This window comes from Paenibacillus sp. 01T47, assembly GCF_056398245.1.
This window is the reverse complement of record NZ_JBFTPA010000011.1, coordinates 35,819-56,507: the sequence shown is the minus strand read 5'-3', so window position 1 is coordinate 56,507 and position 20,689 is coordinate 35,819. Positions and strand designations below refer to the sequence as shown.

Below are 20,689 nucleotides of genomic sequence, written 5' to 3'. Positions count from 1 at the left end.
AAGAATGATTACGAATGAAATCGGAGGTATATGATGCATTTTTCTTTTGAGACAAACCAACGGGCTGACTGGAGCTTGTTTTCTAACGGCAATCAAGACGCTGAAGGCATCCAGCAGGATCATCAGTCATCTACTGAGTATCTCCTGCTTCAACATACCGCTTCTTATTGTTCAGCGGCGTCTAGGACTATTGAAAAGCTTGAGAACGGCTATTATACATTGACAGCATTGACGCAAAACAGCGGAGGGCAACAAACCTGCTATATTTTCGCGGAGGCTGTAAGTGGTGAGACTCGGATAACAAGCCTTCCAGTATCATCGGAGTGGATACCTGTTATTATACGAGGCATAGAAGTAAGGGATGGAAAGTGCACCATTGGTCTCTTTACCGAAGGGAACGGCGGAAATTGGTGTAAGGTGAAATCGTTTGAGCTTGTGAAAAGTGATGAGTCCTATGAGCTGCTGAAGGGCGGGGACATCTCCGAGATGCCGCGGATTGAGGAAAACGGCGGTATTTATAAAGATCATCATGAACCGATGGACGGCCTTGAAATATTGAAAGCTTACGGGCATAACATTGTTCGGATTCGACTATATAATGATCCTGGAAACAAAGACTACTGGCCTTCGAATCAGCTGGATGCTAGAGGTTATCAGAACGAGGAAAGAACGCTCGCTTTAGTAAAAAGAGCGAAGGATAGGGGATTCCAAATTCAATTCTCTTTCCATTACAGTGATTACTGGACAAATGGTTTGGCTCAGCACAAGCCCCATAGCTGGGAAGGACTTTCTTTTGCGGAGCTGAGAGAAGCCTTATATCAATATACAAGAGCCTTTATGACGCGTTTGGTCGAACAAGGAACAGCTCCTGAGTATGTATCGCTTGGCAATGAAATACAAGGCGGCATGTGTTATCCCGATGGTGCTATTGCGAATTGGCCGCAGCTGGCTGAGCTTCTAAAGGCAGGTTATCAAGCGGTGAAGGAAGTATCTGAAACGAGCAAGGTCGTTATTCATTTGGACGGCGCGACTGAGGATGAGAAATACGAGCAGTTTTTTGGCAATTGCGAGCGGTATGGCGTTCCCTATGACATTATCGGACCATCTTATTATCCGTTCTGGACACAGGCATCGGTTCAGCAGCTAGTAGCCTTTTGCAATAAGCTGGTCGCCAGATTTGATAAGGATATTTTGCTCATGGAAGCGGGTTTTAACTGGAGCGCGGTTACGGGTGCTGGCATGCGAGGTCAGCTTGAGAACAATGGGCCCGAGCCGTATGAGAGTACGCCAGAAGGCCAACGTGATTTCATGTATTCTCTGATGAACGGCATTAAGCAGGTAGATGGGGGAAGATGCCTTGGCGTGCTCTACTGGGACCCCGTCATGATTTATGTACCAGGCGTAGGCTGGCAGAAGGACACTCCTAATGTGGTCGATAACACGACGCTGTTTGATTTTGAAGGAAACGCGCTGCCCTCCATGCTTGCGTACAAATATAACAATTAACGTAAACGAAAGAACCGGGATGTCGGAGTGAAAACCGATATTCTGGTTCTTTTTTTGAAAGAATAGAAATGTTGTGCAATAAAGTGGTTGTAAAAACATAACATACATTTCGATTTTACGGGTTGAATTGAATGGAATGTCCACGTATGGTGAAGAGGAAGAAAATGATTATTAAGCAGCAGCCCAAATGACATCCAGCAGAGGTGCAAAGCAATATGCCTAAAATTAATTTATTTACTAAAATCGTTGCTCTAATTATTATTATGCTGGTTCCGATTATGATGCTCTACTTCTACTCCAATGAGACTAGCACCGACATTCTTGGCGAGGAGCTTAACAAGTCGAACACGAATCAGCTCCTATTCTTTCAGAATCAAGTCAATACAAGCATCGATTCGATGGCCCTTTGGCCTGACTTATTAATACAGGACCCTGATATTTCGTCGCTTCGCGATATTTTTACGGAAATGCCGGAGCTGAGTCTGGGTATGATTACTTTGATCAAAAGAATTCAAACGAAGCTGGCCATTCAGCAAAATTCATCGAAATGGCGAAGCAGCCTTCATATCTATTCACCGATTCTCCATAGAGATATTTCGGATAATGACGTTGTGCTTTATGACGACGCCGATTTGAAAAAAAGATTAAAGCCTGGCTGGCAAGTGAAGGCCGCTGAAAATAATGAATTTGTTTTCTCTCGTTATGCGGTAACACCGTATTCCAGTTACTTGGACCCAAGCAGCTCGAACCTGGTCATTGAGGTGCAGTTTGACAGCTCGAACATTAAAGATATGCTGGACAAGTTCAAGAGCGATGGCCGCCGAGAGCCATTTTATTATTTGGAAGGCGTCGGCGTTATTTATAATCGCTCGGCAGATAAGGAACTGACGAACAACGTGATCCATTTGTTGAAGCAACAGCCGCTTCAAGACTTGGAAAGCCGGACGATTGATTTGGGCGGGGAAAAATATTTGGTCAATATCGTGAAGTCAGAAACGATTGGTTGGCATTTGATCGATTATATTCCGATTTCCGAAATCATTCGGCCTATTCAAAAGACAAATCAATTATTTTATGTATCTTTGGCAGGCTTATTGCTGTTATGCTGCATCGCTGCTTATCTTTTATATGCGCAGGTACAGGTTCCTATTAAGCATCTCATCGTTGGGTTTCAGAAGCTGAAAAATGGTGATTATTCGGTTCGAATGAAGCCGCGCGGCAGGAGCGAGTTTGGTTTTCTTTATACGCGCTTCAACTTAATGGTCGCTCAAATTCAAGAGCTGTTTGAAACGGTATATTTGGAAAAAATTCATGTGCGGGAAGCACGTTTAAAACAGCTGCAATCACAAATCAATCCGCATTTCTTCTATAATTGCTTCTCGTTCATCTCGAGTATGGCCAAGCTTGAAAAGAATGAAGCAGTCGTTGCCATGTCGCATCATTTGTCCAACTATTACCGTTATACGACAAGGCAGGAACGCGATCTTGTTACGATGTCAGAGGAAATTAATTTTGTGACCAGCTATTTGGAAATTCAAAAAATGCGCATGCCGCGACTGCAGTATTCGATCAGCTTGCCTGCGGATATGCGCCATCTTGAAATTCCGCCGCTGATGCTGCAGCCGCTCGTTGAGAATGCAGTTATTCATGGTATTGAGGCATGGACGGATGCATCTATTATTCAAATAACGGGAGAGTGGCATGAAGAAGGAGCACGGCTTGTCGTAGAGGATGACGGCAAGGGAATGAGCATGGAGGATATTCTTATCCTTCAGCACAAAATGCAAAATCAAATGGATGAGCAAATGGGCTGCGGGTTATGGAATGTTCATCAGCGCATGCACTTAAGATTTCGCGGATCAGCAGGGGTTAGCTTCTCATCCTCAAATCTTGGAGGTCTAAAAGTCACGATTACTTGGTCACCAAGCTAGATAAAAAAAGGGGTTTTCAAATGATTGAAATTTTATTGATTGATGATGAGTCGTACGTTACGGGAAGCTTGGAGAAGACTATTCCCTGGCTCTCGATTGGCGTAAAAAGCGTGTATCAAGCGACATCTGCCTTTGAAGCGCTGGAGCTTCTTGAAGAAAACTCAATAGATATTGTCGTTACCGATATTGCGATGCCGGAAATGAACGGGCTTGAGCTTGTTCAAGAGATCAGCCAGCGCTGGCCTAATATCAAATGCATTTTGCTTACAGGGCATTCTGATTTTCAATACGCCAAAAAGGCCGTTCAGCTGCAAGCATTTGATTATATATTAAAGCCGGTAAATGACGATGAATTTGTGAAAACGATATCGGGAGCAATCGAAGCGTTAAAGGATGAATGGGAGCAGGCAGAGAAATATCAACAGCTGCTGTATGATCGCAAATCTGATTTCAAGGTGCTGCGCGCCAATTTTATGGTCGACTTGGTATTAGGCAGACAGCTTTCGCCAAAGACGATTAAAGAGAAGCTGACGCAATACGAAATTTCTCTTGAGATAGAACGTCCAACTGTCATGATGCTCGTCCAACTGGGCAAACAATTTTCACATCTGGATTATAGCTCTTCCTCACTTATGGAGTTTGCCGTAGGGAATATAGCGGAGGAGTCGTTTGCTCAGCATTTCCATGTATGGCATTGCAAAGCGCCGCATGAATATTTGCTTATTATGGCGCAGCCTAAAACGGAAGCTGGCGAGAAATCAGAATTTAGTGTGGAAAGCCGCAATTTACGTAAAACGATACTTGCCGAAGCAACCAAGAAGCTTCGTACAAATGTGAGCAACTATCTCAAAGGAGATATCTCCATTGTCGTTACGGATTGGTTCGAGTTTCCAAGTGCGATTACGACTGCGTATCGTTCAGGCCTAGGAGCGATGTTCATGATTGCAAATGAAGAGCAGCACTCTATTCATTATTTGGAGGATCGCTCGGGCAAGGACAACACTTTTGTTAAATCAATGGAAAGCTTATATAAGCCGCCTACGATGATAACCTTGCTGGAGTCGAAGCGCTGGGATGCGGTAGAGCAGAAAATTAAAGATGTTTTTGCCGATTTGAAAAATACAAGATTCTCAAGAGAGCATCTATACGAGGTATACTTAGCGCTTACCAATGCTTTTATGTATATTACGCATAGACAGGGCCAATACGTATCCCAAATCAATGAGCTGGGTATCGATTTTATTTTGGATCAAACGGTTGTACTATCGCCTGATCGGCTGGAGGATTGGTCAATTGGCGTATTGCATAAGCTGCAAAGCGTGCTTTCAGTGAAAGAGGAAAGCTCCAAAAGCTTTATCGTTAAGCAGGTACAGGAAATTGTTGCGAACAACCTTAGCTTAGATACGACTGTAAAAACGATTGCTGATCGCGTGTTTCTTCATCCGGTTTATCTCTCGAAAGTATTTAAAGCGGAAACGGGAGAAAGCTTAAGTGAATGGATCATCGGAATGAAGATGGAGCGGGCGCTTTATTTGCTGAAAAATACGAACAAAAAAATATATGAAATAACGAGTGAGCTTGGTTATCAGAATCCGCAATATTTTAGCAAAACGTTCAAAAAATATTATGGTATGACACCTCAGGAGTTTCGCGAACAGTAAAGTGGTTGTAAAAGGTGCTGATATGTTCGCTTTGTGTCATAGGCTGAAATTGCCCCTAAGCCTATAATTAAGCATGTAGAACATAATCATGAGGGGGATTACAATGAATATGAAAACAAAGAAACGGTTCACGTTCATGCTTTGTATGCTTCTAATCGTATCAGCCATCATTGGCTGCTCGAACAGCGGCAACAAGGCAGAGCCGTCGAATAAGCCAAGCGACAACACTTCCGCGGGCAATGAGGAAAACCCTTACAAAGAGAAATACGATCCGCCGGTTACGATTTCCACTGTATGGGGAGTAGACCCTGCGCTAACCTTCCGTGAGGGAGAAACGATTGAAAACAACGTGGCAACAAAATGGGCACTCGATACGCTTGGTATTAAAGTAGATTCCCTTTGGTCTGTGACAGATACAAATGGAGCATTTGCAACAAAAATGCGCCTTGCGATGTCTTCAGGGCAAAAAATGCCGGATGTTGCTGTCGTTGGCGACAAGCTGCTGGCACAAGATCTAATTGACTCCGGCATGTTCCAAGACGCAGGCGAGCTGTTCGATAAATATGCCGGCGAGAAATGGAAAGCGGCAATGAATCTTGATACCAGCGTATGGAATGCTTACATGCGTGATGGAAAACGAATCGGTATCCCTTTACTTGATTATGCTTACAACAACGACTATGTGCTCTGGATTCGTCAAGACTGGATGGATAAGCTTAATTTGAAAGCTCCAAAAACGATTGCTGAGCTAGAAACCGTAATGGAAGCTTTTAAAAACAATAATCCACAAGGATTGTCGCCAGAAAAAGTTGTTCCACTAAGCGTTGGCTTTAAAACGTCGATGAACACTTGGATGGGTGATCCATCATGGGTATTTGGCGCATATGGCACACTTCCTGCACAATGGAATGTGGCAGCGGATGGAACTTTGGAATACGGTTCTACGAACGCAGGCATGAAGCAAGGCCTAATTAAGCTTAAAGAATGGCGCGACAAAGGTTATATTCCGAAAGAAGCAGCACTGTGGGATGAGAATAAAACATCTGAACCAGCTGTAGCTGGAACAGCAGGCATTATCCCTGGACCTTACTGGATGAGCGGCTGGCCGCTGCTCGATACAGCAAAAAATGCTGAAGGCGCAGTATGGAAGCCTTATGCGATTCCAACTGGTGAAGACGGTAAAGCAATGCGTCACGGCACTTCCTTTGTAAATGGCGTTATTCTGATCAATAAGGATATGAAAAATCCTGAAGCTTTCTTCACTTACGAGAACTATCTATTCGACAACCTAGCTGACCCGCAAGAAGGAAGCCCGTTCGAGCTAGGCGCTTTTGAAGGTTATGATTACGCTCTTGATGCTAGCGGCAAACCGCTGTACTTGGATGATGTTCCAGGCGGTGCCATTACAGCTCCACTACGTTATTTCATTGTACGCGACGGTGCGCGTATTCCTGATGCACAGTTTAAAGCATTGCTTAACCTAGCTGACGGTAAAGAAGCAAAAACTTATCGCGAGAAGGAAGTTGTTGCACAGTACGGACCGGAAACGGCACTTGCGGCAACTGTCGTTATGGAGCAAGATGCGATTTCCAAGAAAGATATGTTTGTAGGACCTCCTACCAAAACAATGAAATCACGCATGGACTATTTGAAAAAAATTGAAGCTCAAACGTTTAACGAAATCATTTATGGCGCTAAACCGGCTGAAGCTTTCGATGAATTCGTGAAAAGCTGGAAGTCATCCGGCGGCGACGATATGACGAAAGAAGTTAATGAGTGGTATGCTAGTTTAACGAAATAAGCTTGACGAAATGCGGTCCCTGAGGGGCCGCATTTTTTTGTGTAATGCAGCAAGCTAAATTCACATGTTGGATCGCAAAAGTGGTTGCATTTGTGCCATGAATGTTGGGTTTGTTAGCTACTTCAATTTTTCCGTCGCTGATATAATTTTTATATAAGGAACGCGATGCATACGTGCCGTGAAAGGCTGATTGCGTTCTGCATTTCATCCAGCGGGAGGAACAAAACATGTCTCAGCAGCAAACAATTCAACAAGAAGACATTTCGGTATCTGTTGTCAAATCAAAAGGAAAACCGCTGTTTTATTACCTCATAAAGCAATGGCCATTCCATCTTATGGTGCTTCCATCCCTCGTCTTTCTAATCATCTTCGCATATTTGCCAATGGGTGGACTTGTAATGGCTTTTCAGGATTATAAACCATGGCTAGGCCTGACAGGCTCGGAATGGGTTGGACTGGATCAGTTCCGCTATTTGTTCGAGAGGCAAGACAGCCTGCAGGTGATCTGGAACACGCTAATCATCGCTATTTTCAAAATGGTACTGAATCTTTTTGCTCCATTCGTATTCGCTATTCTTTTAAATGAAATTAGAAAACAGCTTGTCAAACGTTTTGTACAGACGTTAGTCTATTTGCCGCATTTTTTATCTTGGGTCATCTTGGGCGGTATTCTTACAGATCTTCTATCGACGGAAGGCGGGCTGGTGAACCGTCTCCTAACAGGAATATTCGGGATCGAGCCGATCTTCTTCCTAGGCGATGGCGACTGGTTCCGCTTCACCGTTATCCTCTCTGATGTGTGGAAAGAGTTTGGTTTTGGTACCGTTGTATTCCTTGCAGCGCTTGCCAACGTAAACCCATCACTTTATGAGGCTGCAGAGGTGGATGGCGCAAGCCGCTGGAAGCAGACGCTTCATATTACGGTTCCGTCGATGATTCCGATTGCTATTGTAGTCGGTACACTGGCGCTCGGAAACGTGCTGAATGCGGGCTTCGATCAAATTTTCAACCTTTATAATTCGTTGGTTTACGCGAAGGGCGATATTATTGATACGTTTGTATACCGCACAGCTATTTTAAGCGGCGAAATGGGCTTTGGTACGGCAATCGGATTGTTTAAATCGGTGATCAGCTTTGTCTTAGTCGTTATCTCCTATCGCCTTGCTTACAAACTAGCCAATTACAGAATTTTTTAAAAAATATAAGCAAGATCGCGAAACGAGTTAGCCGTCTGAGGACGCGATGGCCGTTTACGCTAGCCAAAGGAGGACCTGCCGAATGTATCATAAATCACCATCCTATCGCGTTTTCAACACGTTTAATACGATCCTATTGATCGTTCTAGCCCTGCTATGTGTGATTCCGCTGCTGCATGTGCTTGCCGTTTCGCTAAGTGCAAAGGCGGCAGCGGATGCCAATATCGTCGGTTTATGGCCGGTCGATTTTACGTTGGATGCTTACCGAAAAACGACAAGCAATCCGATCTTTCTAAACTCGATGTGGATCGCCGTTCAGAGGACGGTAATCGGAACGCTGTTGACTTTGTTGTTAGCCTTCTTGGCAGCTTATCCGCTATCCAAAGAAAACACCGCATTCCGCGGCAGAAATATTTATGCTTGGCTGTTCGTATTCACGATGCTCTTCAACGGGGGACTTGTCCCGTTTTATATGGTCATTCAAAAGATTGGCCTTATGGACAACTTTTGGGTGCTCGTGCTTCCAGGAGCGGTTAATGTCTTCTTAACCATCCTTATGCTCAACTTTTTCCGCGGAGTACCCAAGGAGCTGGAGGAAGCAGCGCTCATTGATGGAGCAGGACATTTCCGTACATTGTTCAGCATCTATCTACCCGTTTCGTTGCCGGCCATTGCAACGCTCGCTTTGTTCAGCATGGTCTTTCATTGGAATTCATGGTTTGACGGCCTGCTTTATATCGGAGATCCAAAGCGTTATCCGCTGGCCACATTCCTTCAAACGGTTATCATCCAGCGCGATATGAGCTCGATGAGCATGAACCCAGCTGATTTAGCGCTAATCTCACAAAAAACAGTGAAATCAGCCCAAATCTTCATCGGCGCTCTCCCGATACTTATCGTATATCCATTCCTCCAAAAGTTTTTTGTCAAAGGATTGGTAATGGGTTCAGTAAAAGAGTAATCGAGTAAACACAACATGCACTCACATCCCACCAAAACAGAGGGGCTGTTCCAAACGTAGATTTATCTACGCTTGGAACAGCCCCTTCTATGTTTTATTGATGAAGTTTAGGCAGAGCAACGCGATTGCTAATTCTAACGAACCGAGCAGTTCTTATTCAAACGTTTCGTCCTAGATTAACAATTTAACGAACCCCAGGATCGTTATTTCGGGAAAAGTAACACAAATCACCCCAAATAACATGAGATAACGTCACTAGGATTTGTTAGAGCTTTAGCAAAGTAGTTTTCAGCCAAATAAGCATCATACAGTTCCTTAAAGAAGTAATCTTGAAATATGATGCTCTAAGAGCGGGTATGGGAGAGTTCGAAACGAAATTGAAGGTTGGTTAACAAGTAATCAGCGGGTTTAGCACCTAAAGTAAAGAGTGTCCCAAAGGGACAAAAGCGTTCCAACGCAAACGCAGCAAACGAGTGCACGGCTAGCTTTAACGTAAGTCCAATAGCGGGTGTCCAGAGGGCGCAGCCCTTGGGGCCCTCCCTTGGAAGGGAGGGTTTGGGTAGGTTCGAAACGCTTTTGAAGGTTTGGTATTGTATTTAAGTAATCAGCGGGTTTAGCACCCAAAGTAAAGCGTGTCCCAAAGGGACGAAAGCGTTCCAACGCAAACGCAGCAAACAAGTGCATAGCTAGCTCTGACGTTAGTCCAATTGCGGGTGTCCAGAGGGCGCAGCCCTTGGGGCCCTCCCTTGGAAGGGAGGGATTGGGAGGGTTCGAAACGCTTTTGAAGTTTGGTTAACAAGTAATCAGCGGGTTTTGCACCCAAAGTAAAGCGTGTCCCAAAGGGACGAAAGCGTTCCAACGCAAACGCAGCAAAAGAGCGCATGGTTAGCATTAACTTTAGTCCAATTGCGGGTGTCCAGAGGGCGCAGCCCTTGGGGCCCTCCCTTGGAAGGGAGGGTTTGGGTGGGTTCGAAACGCCTTTGAAGGTCCGGTAGAAGCCTTTAAAGGTTTGGTAGAAGCCTTTAAAGGTTGGTTCCTCCCATTAATGGTTTGGTTGTCTCAAAGAACTTCTCTTCTTCGAACGCACAGCTTCAACTAACTCATGAATGAGATAGGCTGCATATATCGTGATAAACGCCATAATGAAGTAACCGTATCGTTCAAACGTAATAAATGGCAGTGATGTAAATATGAAATATAAAATGGTTATTATCAATATAGATAGTTCTTTACGTTTGCTTTTAAAAATAACGGTCATGAGCAACCCAATTACTCCGAGCAATAGCAGCACGTAGTGATATACGCCCACGATGGGTTTCGAAATATGAAGTACAGGCTTCCAATAATAAGGTACTTTGACCATATCGACTACCCGATCAACGGTGTAATGTTTAATATAACGATTGCGATCCGTTTCAAATCCATAATTTCTAATTTTTTTGGCAAGCTCAGCTTGAATTTCATTGGATTCGATGGCATCTTTCGCCTCGCCTAACCGCGTAAAGTCCTCTTTGAATTTCTCTTCTGCACCAGCAGGATATCTCCAATCGATCATAGCTCCTAATACAGATGGATTGCCGGACGAGAGCGTGAGCGGAATAAACTTATCAAATACGACAGCATTTCTTATCCACCAAGGGGAAATGCAAATTAATATTACAGCAGATACAACAATAGCTGGTTTAATAATCTCTTTTATTTTATATCCTCGAACTAGCATATAGATTAAAAATACGACCGGAAGGAGTGCAAAGTTTGGCCTTGCATATATCCCGATACTTAAACATACTGCCGCAATGGCGAACCAACTCAACTTCTTTTTATCTACAGCTACAATTCCGGTATAAATAAAGAGCCATAAAAATAACTGCCCAAACGCTTCCGTTAAAATCAAATTTGCTGCCATATAGTTAGGTGCATATAGCGCGAACAGTAGGATTGCTATTACACCAATTCGTTCATGGAAAAATCGTCGACAAACTTGATAAAGAAGAATCATCGTTCCTGCCATCATTAAAACTTGAAGAATGCGGAATGCGGTAATTCCGTTCCAATATCCAAATATCTTCATACAAAATGCCAACACCATCGTAAGGGCAGGCATAATAAATACAGTCGAATCTTCTACTTTGTGATAAGTAAATGTACCTTCATTAAGTAATGTCTCGGCACTTCGTATATATTTTACATCATCGTTATTATATTCTTCGAAATTGCCTAAATACATATCGCTGCCTTGCTGAAACGTTATGAATGTTCCTATTGCAATGAAAAACACAACAACAGCTGCTAAAATAATACGGTATAAAAGTGCTTCATTGCCTACTTTTTGAAAAATTTTCATTTCATTGCCCCGCTTTTCATGATTTATAACACTTATAAATAATAATGTGACCTCAAGCTTTGTGTCTAATGGGTCTATTTGGGTTAAACGAGTTCTTTCAAGTTACAACCATTCCTATCATTCCTAGTTTTTATTCTGCTGCTCACCTTTCGCTTATATTAACTCCATTATAACGTGTATCATATGAAAAATGTTCCAATCCGTTGGAAGAAAAATGGATTAGTATATTTGCTGTCTATAAACGTTCGTACAGTTGCACTTGTTCATCCTGTCATAAAGTAAGCTGAGGTGAACTTTTGTGTATAAGAAAAAGTATGCAAGTCGCAATATAAGAGGAAAACTGCGGGTCTGCAAATACTTATGTGCGAATAAAAAATTGAAGCGGTATGTACCGAATACGGTATCATTCAGCCGTGAGCACTTGCAGATGATGCTAAACCGTCATAACACCGTTTATGTCAAGCCAGATATTGGCTCACTCGGTTTGGGCATATTTAAGCTGAAACGGGTGAATTCGGGTTATGAGCTTTATTCAATCGTTAAGAAAAAACAAATACAAAAATTTTATCATTCCGTTTCCGAAGCTTATTCGCAAATAAAGAAAATGAAATCGAGTAAGCTCATTATTCAAAAAGGAATATCATTAGATCGCGTGGATGGATGTCCCTACGATATTCGAGCGATGGTTCAGCGGAAGCCGGAAGGCAAGTGGGTTTGTACGGGTTTAATGGTAAAGGTAGGAGCTCGCCATAAAATCGTAACGAACTATTATCAAGGCGGAGCAATCTATTCGATGAAAAAACTTGGAGAAAGGCAAGGACTTTCTATTGAAGTAACTGATAAGCGGATCAGCAGACTAAGCAAGGTGGCCTTGCGAATATCACGGACATTAAGTAAAAAACGATCGGGTATGCACGAGCTTGGCATCGACTTTGCATATGATCAGAAGCAGCAGTTATGGGTTCTTGAGGTGAATTCCAATCATCCGCAATTTCATCCTCTTAAAAAGCTTGATCCTTCGGCCTATAAAAAAATGAAACATTTTGCTGCCAGCTACGGAAGGCGCGATGCAAAATGAAAAAAAATGTAAAGCAGATCGAGACGATTTCTCGATCTGCTTTTTTTATACTTATTAATGATTGCGCTTACTCCAATGATTGAAAAGTATCATTTTTAGTTGTTCAGATAGCTATTAGTGCGTTTATGATCGCGATAGAATACTAGTAGAACAACTAGAGCAAGGGGGATTGAGTAGTGGCGCAACTATCCGTTAATGAAGAACTATTAAAAAAACCAAAACCTAAAACTAAAAATGCGTTTCTGCGTTTCGTAAAACAATGGGACATTCAAATGATGGTATTGCCGGCATTGTTACTAATCATCGTGTTTAGTTACATCCCAATGTACGGTATATTGATGGCATTTCAAGACTACAGCATCTTCAAAGGTTTTATGGCAAGCGAATGGGTTGGATTAAAACATTTTGACATGTTCTTCAGCTCCCCGGAGTTTTTCAAGGTCATGCGAAATACGGTTATTATCAGCTTGTTGAAATTTTTCATTGGATTCCCGGCACCGATTTTGCTGGCGCTTATGCTTAACGAAGTGAAAAACTTAATGTTTAAGCGGCTGGTTCAAACGGTAAGTTACCTGCCTCACTTTATGTCATGGGTAATCGTTGCGGGACTGATTATGTCGATGCTGTCCACGGACAATGGAAGCATTAACATCGTACTTGAGAAAATGAACTTTATCGATGAACCGATCAACTTTCTATCACTTCCAGAATTATTCTGGTCCATCCTCGTTTCGACTGGGGTATGGAAGGAAATTGGATTTGGCTCTATCGTCTATCTAGCAGCAATAGCAAGTATTGATCCTAGCATGTATGAAGCAGCATCTATGGATGGTGCGAGTAAATTCAAACAAATCTTTTTGATCACATTGCCTTCGATCATGCCGGTTGTCCTTATCTTCATGATTCTGGCGATTGGTAATCTACTCAATGCAGGTTTCGAAGACATTCTATTGCTTGCTGTAAACCCTGTACTCAGGGACGTGTCAGATGTTATCGATACGTACGTTTATCGAGTCGGGATACAAAGCTCTAGATACTCATACGCAACAGCGGTTGGATTGTTCAAAGCCGTTATCAGCGTAGGACTTTTGACAATGGCGAACTTTCTGGCACGCAGGGCCGGCAGCAGCTTGTGGTAAACTATACAATTAGCCCGGAAAGGCGGATGATGCAGTGATCAGGCTCAGTTTTGGAGACCGCGTGATGACGGTGACCATCTACATCTTACTAACGTTACTAGCTTTTATGACCTTTTATCCATTCTGGAATGCACTTGTCATATCCTTCAACAGCGGAATAGACACCTCCATGGGGGGCGTAACCTTTTGGCCGCGTGATTGGACTTTAGAAAACTACGGTATCGTATTCAAGGATGAACGATTGGTAACTGCGTTTCTGGTTTCGATCAGTCGGACGGTTGTCGGTACAATCGCATCCATATTTATAACGGCATTATTCGCCTATGGCCTCTCGAAGAAAGAATTGATGGGCCGCAAGTTTTACATGATCTTGTGTATCATTACGATGTACTTCAGTGGTGGACTTATTCCTTCTTTCTTGCTCATTCGTGAGCTTCACTTAATGAATACATTCTGGGTATTCATTATTCCAACACTAGTCAGCGTTTGGAACATGATCATCTTCCGCACATTCTTCCAAGGCTTGCCTGCAGGGCTTGAGGAATCGGCGAAAATCGATGGAAGCGGCAACTGGGGTATCTTCTTCCGCATTGTTGTTCCACTCTCTGGTCCCGTTATTGCAACGTTGTCGCTTTTCACGGCTGTTTTTCATTGGAATGATTGGTTTGGTCCAAGTATCTACATCACCAATGAGAAGCTGCTTCCTATACAAACGATGCTTAAGCAGATTTTGAACTCTAATATCGTATCGGATCAAATGTCACAGCTAGATTCTGCAGCGCAAGGGCAGTTAGCCAAAATGAGAACGGTAACGAGCAAATCGTTGTCTATGGCAACGATGATGGTTGCCACGATTCCTATCATTATGGTGTATCCATTCGTTCAGAAATATTTCGTTAAAGGTGTTCTTGTTGGATCATTGAAAGAGTAGCAGGCAGTTTAATAAGACATGTGGTTTAGAGCGCAAGCTTTGAACATATAAAAATGAGCTTGAAAGGGGATAATAAACAGATGAAAAAAAGAAAACTACTCGTCCCAATCGTCTCTGCATTTATGGCCGTTTCTTTAATGGCAGGCTGTAGCGGTAATTCCGGTAAAACAGAAAACGGAGAAACAGGAAGCAAGCCGGAGGAAAATAGCGGCAATAAGCCGGCATCGGTTTATGAACTTGGCAAGGAGCAGCTTGATTTCACCCTTTATGGCCATTATGACTGGTACACTATGCCAGCATGGGGCGGCGACATTACGAGTACTTGGATTAGAGATACAAAGAAAGTAAACGTAAAACCAATCCACTCCGGTGGTGCGGCTCCACAAAAGCTGAATACGATGATCGCGACTGGCGAGCTTCCTGATGCGATCTGGCTAGAGCGCGTTGATGTTGAGAAATTGCGCACAGCTGATCTGCTTGTTCCATTCGACGACTATCTTGATAAATATCCGAACTTGAAAAAATGGTTGGGCGATGAAGGCATCAACATGCTTCGTTCAGAAGATGGCAAGCTTTATCAATTCCCTAACTGGTATACAAAACAACCAAACGGCAACTCTGGTTATGTTGTAAACAAAAAGATCTACACAGAGCTTGGTTCACCTAAGCTTGAAACAACAGATGATCTGTACAGCTACTTGAAGCTGGTTAAAGAAAAATATCCGAATGTTGTTCCTTACGAGCCGCATTTAGCAAAAGATGGACAAGGCCTTGACGTATTGTACTCTGCATTCAAAGAAAACGATCAGAAGTTCCCAGGTATGCGTGCTGTACCTAACGGCGACAAGCTGACTTCGATCTTCCTTGACCCTGAGTACCGTGAAGCAATGCAATACACTTCCAAGCTGTTCCGTGAAAAATTGATTACGCAAGATGCAATGACACAAACAGTTGACCAAATTACTGAAAAAGTAATGACTGGCCGTGTAGCAGTATTTGCATCAGCAAGCCCGACTGAAATTGCAATGCAAGCACATGCTGAGCTTACGAAAAACGATCCAGAAGCTGGATATTTCATGATCTGGCCGATTCATAAAGAAGGCGTTGACAAAAACAAAGTATTCCCTGGTACGTATGGTATGTTAGGCTGGAACGTAACGGTTATTACGAAAAGCGCTAAAAACCCAGAAGCAATCTTCGCTTTCTATGACTGGTTGACTGGTCCTGAAGGACAAAGCGCTTTGATGTGGGGACCTCCAGGAATCTATTGGGATGGCGTAGAAGCTGACGGCGAAACTCCGAAGTTCACAGAAAAATACACTTCTGATGCAGGCGGTCTTGGTAAGCTTCAAGCGATCACAACGAACCTTAACTGGGTTGGTAACACAGTATTCCTAGATACAACAAAAGCTAAATTTGAAGAGTCGTTGCCAGTTGAGCAACAAAACTGGTCTACTCGTTACCAACGTGAAATTACGTGGAAAACGCAATCCAATGCAACAGAATTCATTAACATCGATCCACAACCGGATACAGAAGAAGGTATCATCCGTCAACGTATCGAGGACTTGTTCCTAGAAGTTAGAGCAAAAGCATTGTTCGCGAAAAATGATGCTGAAGTACTAGCTGTTCTTGATAAAGGCGAAAAAGATGCTCAAGCTGCTGGTTATGATAAATTGCTAGCATTCAAAACAGAAAAATGGCAAGCTAACCTTGCAAAAATGAAAGCTGAATAAGCCATAGCTTTTCGTAAAAACGACGGGTATACTAAGATATTTAGTGTACCCGAGTTTTTTCGTTTTAATAGAACGATGAAATGTTCGATGTACGTAAAGCCTTTGCCTAATTGGAGCTGATAACATCATGTATAAAGTATTGCTGGCGGACGACGAAAAGCTGGATTTGGAAGGTATGCGTGCTTTTATTCCTTGGACAGATCTCGGTATGGAAATCGTAGCGGGTGTGATGAACGGATTTGATGCTTGTAAAGTGCTGGATACGGAAAAAATAGATATTCTTGTAACTGACGTCCGTATGCCTAATATGACGGGGCTTGAGCTGGCTAGACGCGCACTCGAGATGTCGAAGGATATTAAAATTATTTTCGTAAGCGGATATCAGGATTTCAGCTATGTTAAGCAGGCATTGTCGCTTAATGCTGTCAATTATGTTTTAAAGCCGATGGATGATCAGGAGCTGATTGATTCCCTTCTTAAGGTTCGAGATGTTTTGGACCATGAGCAAGAGCGGCAAAATACATATGGTCAAATGGTTCCGATCGTAAAAAATGAATATATGCTGCAATTGCTTGAAGGAACGAGCGATGAAAAAACCATTGAGGTATTGAGTCAAGAATATGAGATGAATCGTTTTCTCTATCCCGGCTTAGTAGCCGTAATTGAAGTGGATGATTTGTCTTGGAAACTGAACGATGAGACGCGGGCAGAGCAGGATGAGATTCAGCAAGTGGTATCGATCTGTAAGGAGTTTGGCATTTCGCATATTTGTAAAATAAGCAAATTCCGGGTTGCGATTCTCATTGAGCAATCGGATAAAGATGTTTTGCCACTAAAGATCGTAAATCGAGTCAACGAACAGCATACCTTCTCCATTACCGCAGGCGTTGGTGAATTATGTGATTCGATCAACGAATTCTCGGCCTCCTACCGTCAGGCCGTAGAGGCTTTGGATTTGAAAATGTTTTACGGCAAAGGAAAGGTCATTGGTCACGGTGAGGTTAGGCCGGCAGAGAAAGAGGATGTCAAGCATCTCGATGCGAAGCTGGAAGCATTGTTTGTTGCGATGTCGGGTTATGAGCTCGTTCGCATTCATGATGAGCTGGATGACTTATTTCAGGTTGCCAAAAACTTAAAGTCAAAGTTTACGCTGCGCAACTATGCGCTTTATATCGTAATGAAGCTTGATAATTATTTGCAAAGAACGAATGAAAATGTATTTCAGCTGCTTGGCATGGAGCTGAATAATTACGATATCATTATGCAGTTTGAGACGATCAACGATATTCATGTGTGGCTGAGACGCAGGGTTTACGAAATATCCGAAACTTTGCAGGCAAACAAGCACAAAAAAAATTGGAAGCTTATTAAACAAATGATTGATTATATGAAAGAACGTACACATGATAACATTACATTGCGTGATTTGGCGGAGCAATTTTCATTATCGCCGAACTACCTTGGCCTTATTTTTAAAGAGGAGACAGGTAAAAACTTCAGCGAATATTTTATTCAGCTGCGCATGGAGAAATCGTGTGAGCTGCTCAAAACAACAAATATGAAAATTTATGAGATAGCCGATCAAGTAGGCTATCGTCACTTGCCATATTTCAGCAAACAATTTAAAGAAATGTACGGTATGACGCCGTTGGAGTTTAGACGAAAATGACCAAACATAAGAAGGAGCATCGTTATATTCCGTTTGGGATCAAAATTATGCTCACCTACAGCTTGTTTATCATGGTGCCGGTGATCCTAATTGGCTATGCAGCGAATGTTATTTTTACAAGCTCCATTCAAGAGCGAACCCGCGAGATTAATCTTGGTACACTGGCTCAGATGAAGGACAATATTATGTACAAAATGGAGGATGTGTCACGTATATCCGGCATGCTTTATTTTGACAGTAATCTTGCATCCTATTTGCGTCATTATGAAGAAGGCTGGGTTAGCTACGAAGCCACGACGAAGCAGCTCCTTCCAAAAATGCAAACAACGGTGGAGGCAGCAAGCAATAAAATGCGCCTTGCAGTCTATCTACATAACAATACATTGCCGGAAATTTATCACAATTATAATAATACCGATCCGCTGAACGCGGAGGGGCCATTATTTGATTTGTACCATATTACTAGAATTAAGGACAGGGCATGGTATATAGATTACCCCGTAGAGCGGTATGGCGAGACCATGCAGTGGAAGCAGGTTGAAGGGGATACAAAATTCGGGCATATTTCCTTGCTCAGAAGACTTGTTAATATGAATGATCCCATTACGCTTGAGGAAATTGGTTTCGTTCGTATTAGCCTGAGACTTACCGATCTGCTCGAGAGCGTTGATTCTGAGAAAATCGGTAAAGGAACGAAAATTTTTGCACTCAACGAGAATGGAAGAATTATGTTCTCCTCCGGTGATACCGATTTTAATATTGGTGAATCGCTGAGTGAAGCGGAAATGGCGAACTATTGGGCCGTAGAGGAAAAGATTCCACAGCTGAATTGGAAGCTGCTCGCACTCGTTCCAACCGATATAATGGAGAAGGCTACGGACAAGGTAAAGTTTTGGACCTTCTTAATTTGCTTGGCTTGCTTTGTAGTATTTTCACTTGCAGGCTTGTATATTTCTCGCTTTTATTCCCGTAAGGTTATCAAAATCGTTCGTGTGCTGGATGCCTTTCAAGAAGGGAATTTCAAGAAAAAGATTCATTTTAAAGGGAAGGATGAATTTACGCGCATTTCCTTCGCTTTAAACGATATGGGTCATAATATTGACGGATTAATTCAAGAAGTCTATATGACAAATATGAAGAAAAAGGAAGCGGAGCTGGAATCGCTGCAAGCGCAAATCAATCCGCATTTCTTATATAACACATTGTCCTCGATCAGTAGATTGGCTAAGTTTGGACAGGTAGATAAGCTGCAGCGAATGGTGCTTGATTTAGCGAAATTTTACCGGCTATCTCTGAATGAAGGTAGAACCGTTATTCCGATTCGGAATGAGCTGGAGCAGATTAATGCATATATCAATATTCAGAAGACGAAATTCGAAGACGGTATGCAAATCTGGTTTGACATTGATCCTGATATTTTAAGATTTACGACCGTAAAGCTTATTTTACAGCCCTTTATCGAAAATGCGCTTGAGCATGCTTGGTATGGAGCACAGATTAACATTCGAATCGTAGGCAAGATGGAGGGGGATTTAATAACCTTCCAAGTCATTGATGACGGCGTTGGTATTAATCCTGAGATTTTACGCCAAATGTCCGATCCTATTGAGAGAGTGAATGTGGGCTACGGGGTTCGGAATGTGGACGAGCGGATCAAGCTTCATTTTGGAGCAGAATACGGCGTGCGGATCGTGAGTAAAAGAGGAATGGGCACATCCATTTCGATTACGATTCCAGCTAGAAAAAAAGATATGGAACCAGAACGTCCTATTTAGAATAGGACGTTTTTTTTATGCATTTCGTTTTTTGCCAAGCGGCTAAGGCAGCAGCTCCAAAAATCGTTTGGATGCTGCGGATTGCGGCACACCGCGAAGCGTTGCGATACCGATGCTGCGTGCGGGGATGGGCGGGATCAGCGGAATTTCGACGAGCTCGCCAGAAGCAAGCTCATCAGCAGCATAGCTGCGAACGAGGAAGGCCAGCCCAAAGCCACTTCGTGCGAACTTTGCAAGCAGATCCATGCTGCCAAGCTCAAGCTCTGGCGTGAGCTTTGTACCATGCGCTGCGGCATACTCGTCAAGGAACTCTCGTGTGCCTGCACCTTTTTCTAGAAGCAATAACGGGTACTTGCTAATATCCTCAAGCTCGATGGCGGCATCACCAAGAGATGAATACGCGGGACCACCGACGAGTATATCCTGCAAGGGCACGCTTAACCGAAAGTCTAGCTGACTGTCCGAAGCAGGCATATGTACGATTCCGAAATCAATTTTCCCTTCCTTTAGAAGCTGGATGGTTTCAGGGGTCGTTCGATTCGTCACACGAATGCGAATCTCTGGATATTCCGTATGAAACTGCTCCAAATACGGCATCAAATAATGCCTGCATAACGTGTCGCTTGCACCGATACTAATTTCACCGCTTTGCAGGTTGTGCATTTCTGCGAGCATTTTTTCCCCTGTTTCAATAAAGCTATACGCTTGCTCGATATATCGAAAGAGGACCTCGCCTTCGGTCGTAAGCTTAACCCCCTTGGCCATACGGAAAAAAAGCTGGCCGCCTAGCTTTGCCTCTAATTGCTTAATCGTATGCGTGACGGCTGGCTGTGTAATATAAAGCTGTTCTGCAGCGCGCGATAAGCTTCCTGTCTTAGCCGTCCAATAAAAGACGCGATACCACTCCATGTTTACGATCAAAGTTATAATCCCACCTAATACGAGCTATTAGTTATATCAA

14 protein-coding genes are annotated in these 20,689 nt (G+C 43.0%); 12 read left to right on the top strand and 2 right to left on the bottom strand.

The window, feature by feature from the left end; translation table 11 throughout:
* The first annotated feature begins 30 nt into the window (after positions 1 to 30).
* From AC1DOV_RS20815 to AC1DOV_RS20790, 6 genes are all read left to right on the top strand, one after another.
* Complete coding sequence (locus AC1DOV_RS20815) at positions 31 to 1,506, top strand: glycoside hydrolase family 53 protein (RefSeq protein WP_477550966.1); 1,476 nt, start codon at positions 31 to 33, stop codon at positions 1,504 to 1,506.
* Positions 1,507 to 1,721: 215 nt separating this feature from the next.
* Complete coding sequence (locus tag AC1DOV_RS20810) at positions 1,722 to 3,437, top strand: sensor histidine kinase (protein ID WP_477550965.1); 1,716 nt, start codon at positions 1,722 to 1,724, stop codon at positions 3,435 to 3,437.
* Positions 3,438 to 3,457: 20 nt separating this feature from the next.
* The gene (locus AC1DOV_RS20805) at positions 3,458 to 5,098 is read left to right on the top strand and encodes a response regulator transcription factor (RefSeq protein WP_477509083.1); all 1,641 of its coding nucleotides are present in this window, start codon (positions 3,458 to 3,460) and stop codon (positions 5,096 to 5,098) included.
* A gap of 103 nt (positions 5,099 to 5,201) precedes the next feature.
* On the top strand, positions 5,202 to 6,899 hold the full coding sequence (locus AC1DOV_RS20800; RefSeq protein ID WP_477550964.1) for a type 2 periplasmic-binding domain-containing protein: 1,698 nt from the start codon (positions 5,202 to 5,204) through the stop codon (positions 6,897 to 6,899).
* Between the two features lie 335 nt (positions 6,900 to 7,234).
* Positions 7,235 to 8,095 (top strand): ABC transporter permease, encoded by an 861-nt coding sequence (locus AC1DOV_RS20795; RefSeq protein ID WP_076267739.1) that lies wholly within the window; start codon positions 7,235 to 7,237, stop codon positions 8,093 to 8,095.
* Between the two features lie 82 nt (positions 8,096 to 8,177).
* Positions 8,178 to 9,056: a carbohydrate ABC transporter permease gene (locus tag AC1DOV_RS20790; RefSeq protein ID WP_076267451.1), complete on the top strand. Its 879-nt coding sequence runs from the start codon at positions 8,178 to 8,180 to the stop codon at positions 9,054 to 9,056.
* A gap of 1,042 nt (positions 9,057 to 10,098) precedes the next feature.
* On the opposite strand, the gene AC1DOV_RS20785 is transcribed toward AC1DOV_RS20790, so the two are convergent.
* Entirely contained in the window at positions 10,099 to 11,400 is a 1,302-nt protein-coding gene (locus tag AC1DOV_RS20785; RefSeq protein ID WP_477550963.1) for a glycosyltransferase family 39 protein, read from the bottom strand.
* 298 nt (positions 11,401 to 11,698) lie between these two features.
* On the opposite strand from AC1DOV_RS20785, the gene AC1DOV_RS20780 reads away from it, so the two are divergent.
* From AC1DOV_RS20780 to AC1DOV_RS20755, 6 genes are all read left to right on the top strand, one after another.
* Positions 11,699 to 12,478 (top strand): YheC/YheD family protein, encoded by a 780-nt coding sequence (locus AC1DOV_RS20780; RefSeq protein WP_477550962.1) that lies wholly within the window; start codon positions 11,699 to 11,701, stop codon positions 12,476 to 12,478.
* A 176-nt stretch (positions 12,479 to 12,654) separates the two neighbouring features.
* The gene (locus tag AC1DOV_RS20775; RefSeq protein ID WP_477550961.1) at positions 12,655 to 13,617 is read left to right on the top strand and encodes an ABC transporter permease; all 963 of its coding nucleotides are present in this window, start codon (positions 12,655 to 12,657) and stop codon (positions 13,615 to 13,617) included.
* Between the two features lie 34 nt (positions 13,618 to 13,651).
* Entirely contained in the window at positions 13,652 to 14,548 is an 897-nt protein-coding gene (locus tag AC1DOV_RS20770; RefSeq protein ID WP_076267455.1) for a carbohydrate ABC transporter permease, read from the top strand.
* An 80-nt stretch (positions 14,549 to 14,628) separates the two neighbouring features.
* Complete coding sequence (locus AC1DOV_RS20765) at positions 14,629 to 16,284, top strand: extracellular solute-binding protein (protein ID WP_339204532.1); 1,656 nt, start codon at positions 14,629 to 14,631, stop codon at positions 16,282 to 16,284.
* A 127-nt stretch (positions 16,285 to 16,411) separates the two neighbouring features.
* A complete protein-coding gene (locus AC1DOV_RS20760) occupies positions 16,412 to 17,953 on the top strand; it encodes a response regulator (protein ID WP_477550960.1) in 1,542 nt (513 codons plus the stop codon).
* The gene (locus AC1DOV_RS20755) at positions 17,950 to 19,728 is read left to right on the top strand and encodes a sensor histidine kinase (RefSeq protein ID WP_477550959.1); all 1,779 of its coding nucleotides are present in this window, start codon (positions 17,950 to 17,952) and stop codon (positions 19,726 to 19,728) included. Before AC1DOV_RS20760 ends, AC1DOV_RS20755 begins: the two co-directional genes overlap by 4 nt.
* A gap of 42 nt (positions 19,729 to 19,770) precedes the next feature.
* Here AC1DOV_RS20755 and AC1DOV_RS20750 read toward each other — a convergent pair whose 3' ends face one another.
* Entirely contained in the window at positions 19,771 to 20,649 is an 879-nt protein-coding gene (locus AC1DOV_RS20750) for a LysR family transcriptional regulator (RefSeq protein WP_477550958.1), read from the bottom strand.
* Positions 20,650 to 20,689 lie beyond the last annotated feature (40 nt).

Excerpts from the sequence above, each read along its gene's own strand:
- AC1DOV_RS20815 (WP_477550966.1), top strand. The coding sequence starts at position 31 with ATGATGCATTTTTCTTTTGAGACAAACCAACGGGCTGACTGGAGCTTG.
- AC1DOV_RS20810 (WP_477550965.1), top strand. The coding sequence starts at position 1,722 with ATGCCTAAAATTAATTTATTTACTAAAATCGTTGCTCTAATTATTATT.
- AC1DOV_RS20760 (WP_477550960.1), top strand. The coding sequence starts at position 16,412 with ATGTATAAAGTATTGCTGGCGGACGACGAAAAGCTGGATTTGGAAGGT.
- AC1DOV_RS20765 (WP_339204532.1), top strand. The coding sequence starts at position 14,629 with ATGAAAAAAAGAAAACTACTCGTCCCAATCGTCTCTGCATTTATGGCC.
- AC1DOV_RS20790 (WP_076267451.1), top strand. The coding sequence starts at position 8,178 with ATGTATCATAAATCACCATCCTATCGCGTTTTCAACACGTTTAATACG.
- AC1DOV_RS20805 (WP_477509083.1), top strand. The coding sequence starts at position 3,458 with ATGATTGAAATTTTATTGATTGATGATGAGTCGTACGTTACGGGAAGC.
- AC1DOV_RS20795 (WP_076267739.1), top strand. The coding sequence starts at position 7,235 with ATGGTGCTTCCATCCCTCGTCTTTCTAATCATCTTCGCATATTTGCCA.
- AC1DOV_RS20800 (WP_477550964.1), top strand. The coding sequence starts at position 5,202 with ATGAATATGAAAACAAAGAAACGGTTCACGTTCATGCTTTGTATGCTT.
- AC1DOV_RS20755 (WP_477550959.1), top strand. The coding sequence starts at position 17,950 with ATGACCAAACATAAGAAGGAGCATCGTTATATTCCGTTTGGGATCAAA.
- AC1DOV_RS20785 (WP_477550963.1), bottom strand. The coding sequence starts at position 11,400 with ATGAAAATTTTTCAAAAAGTAGGCAATGAAGCACTTTTATACCGTATT.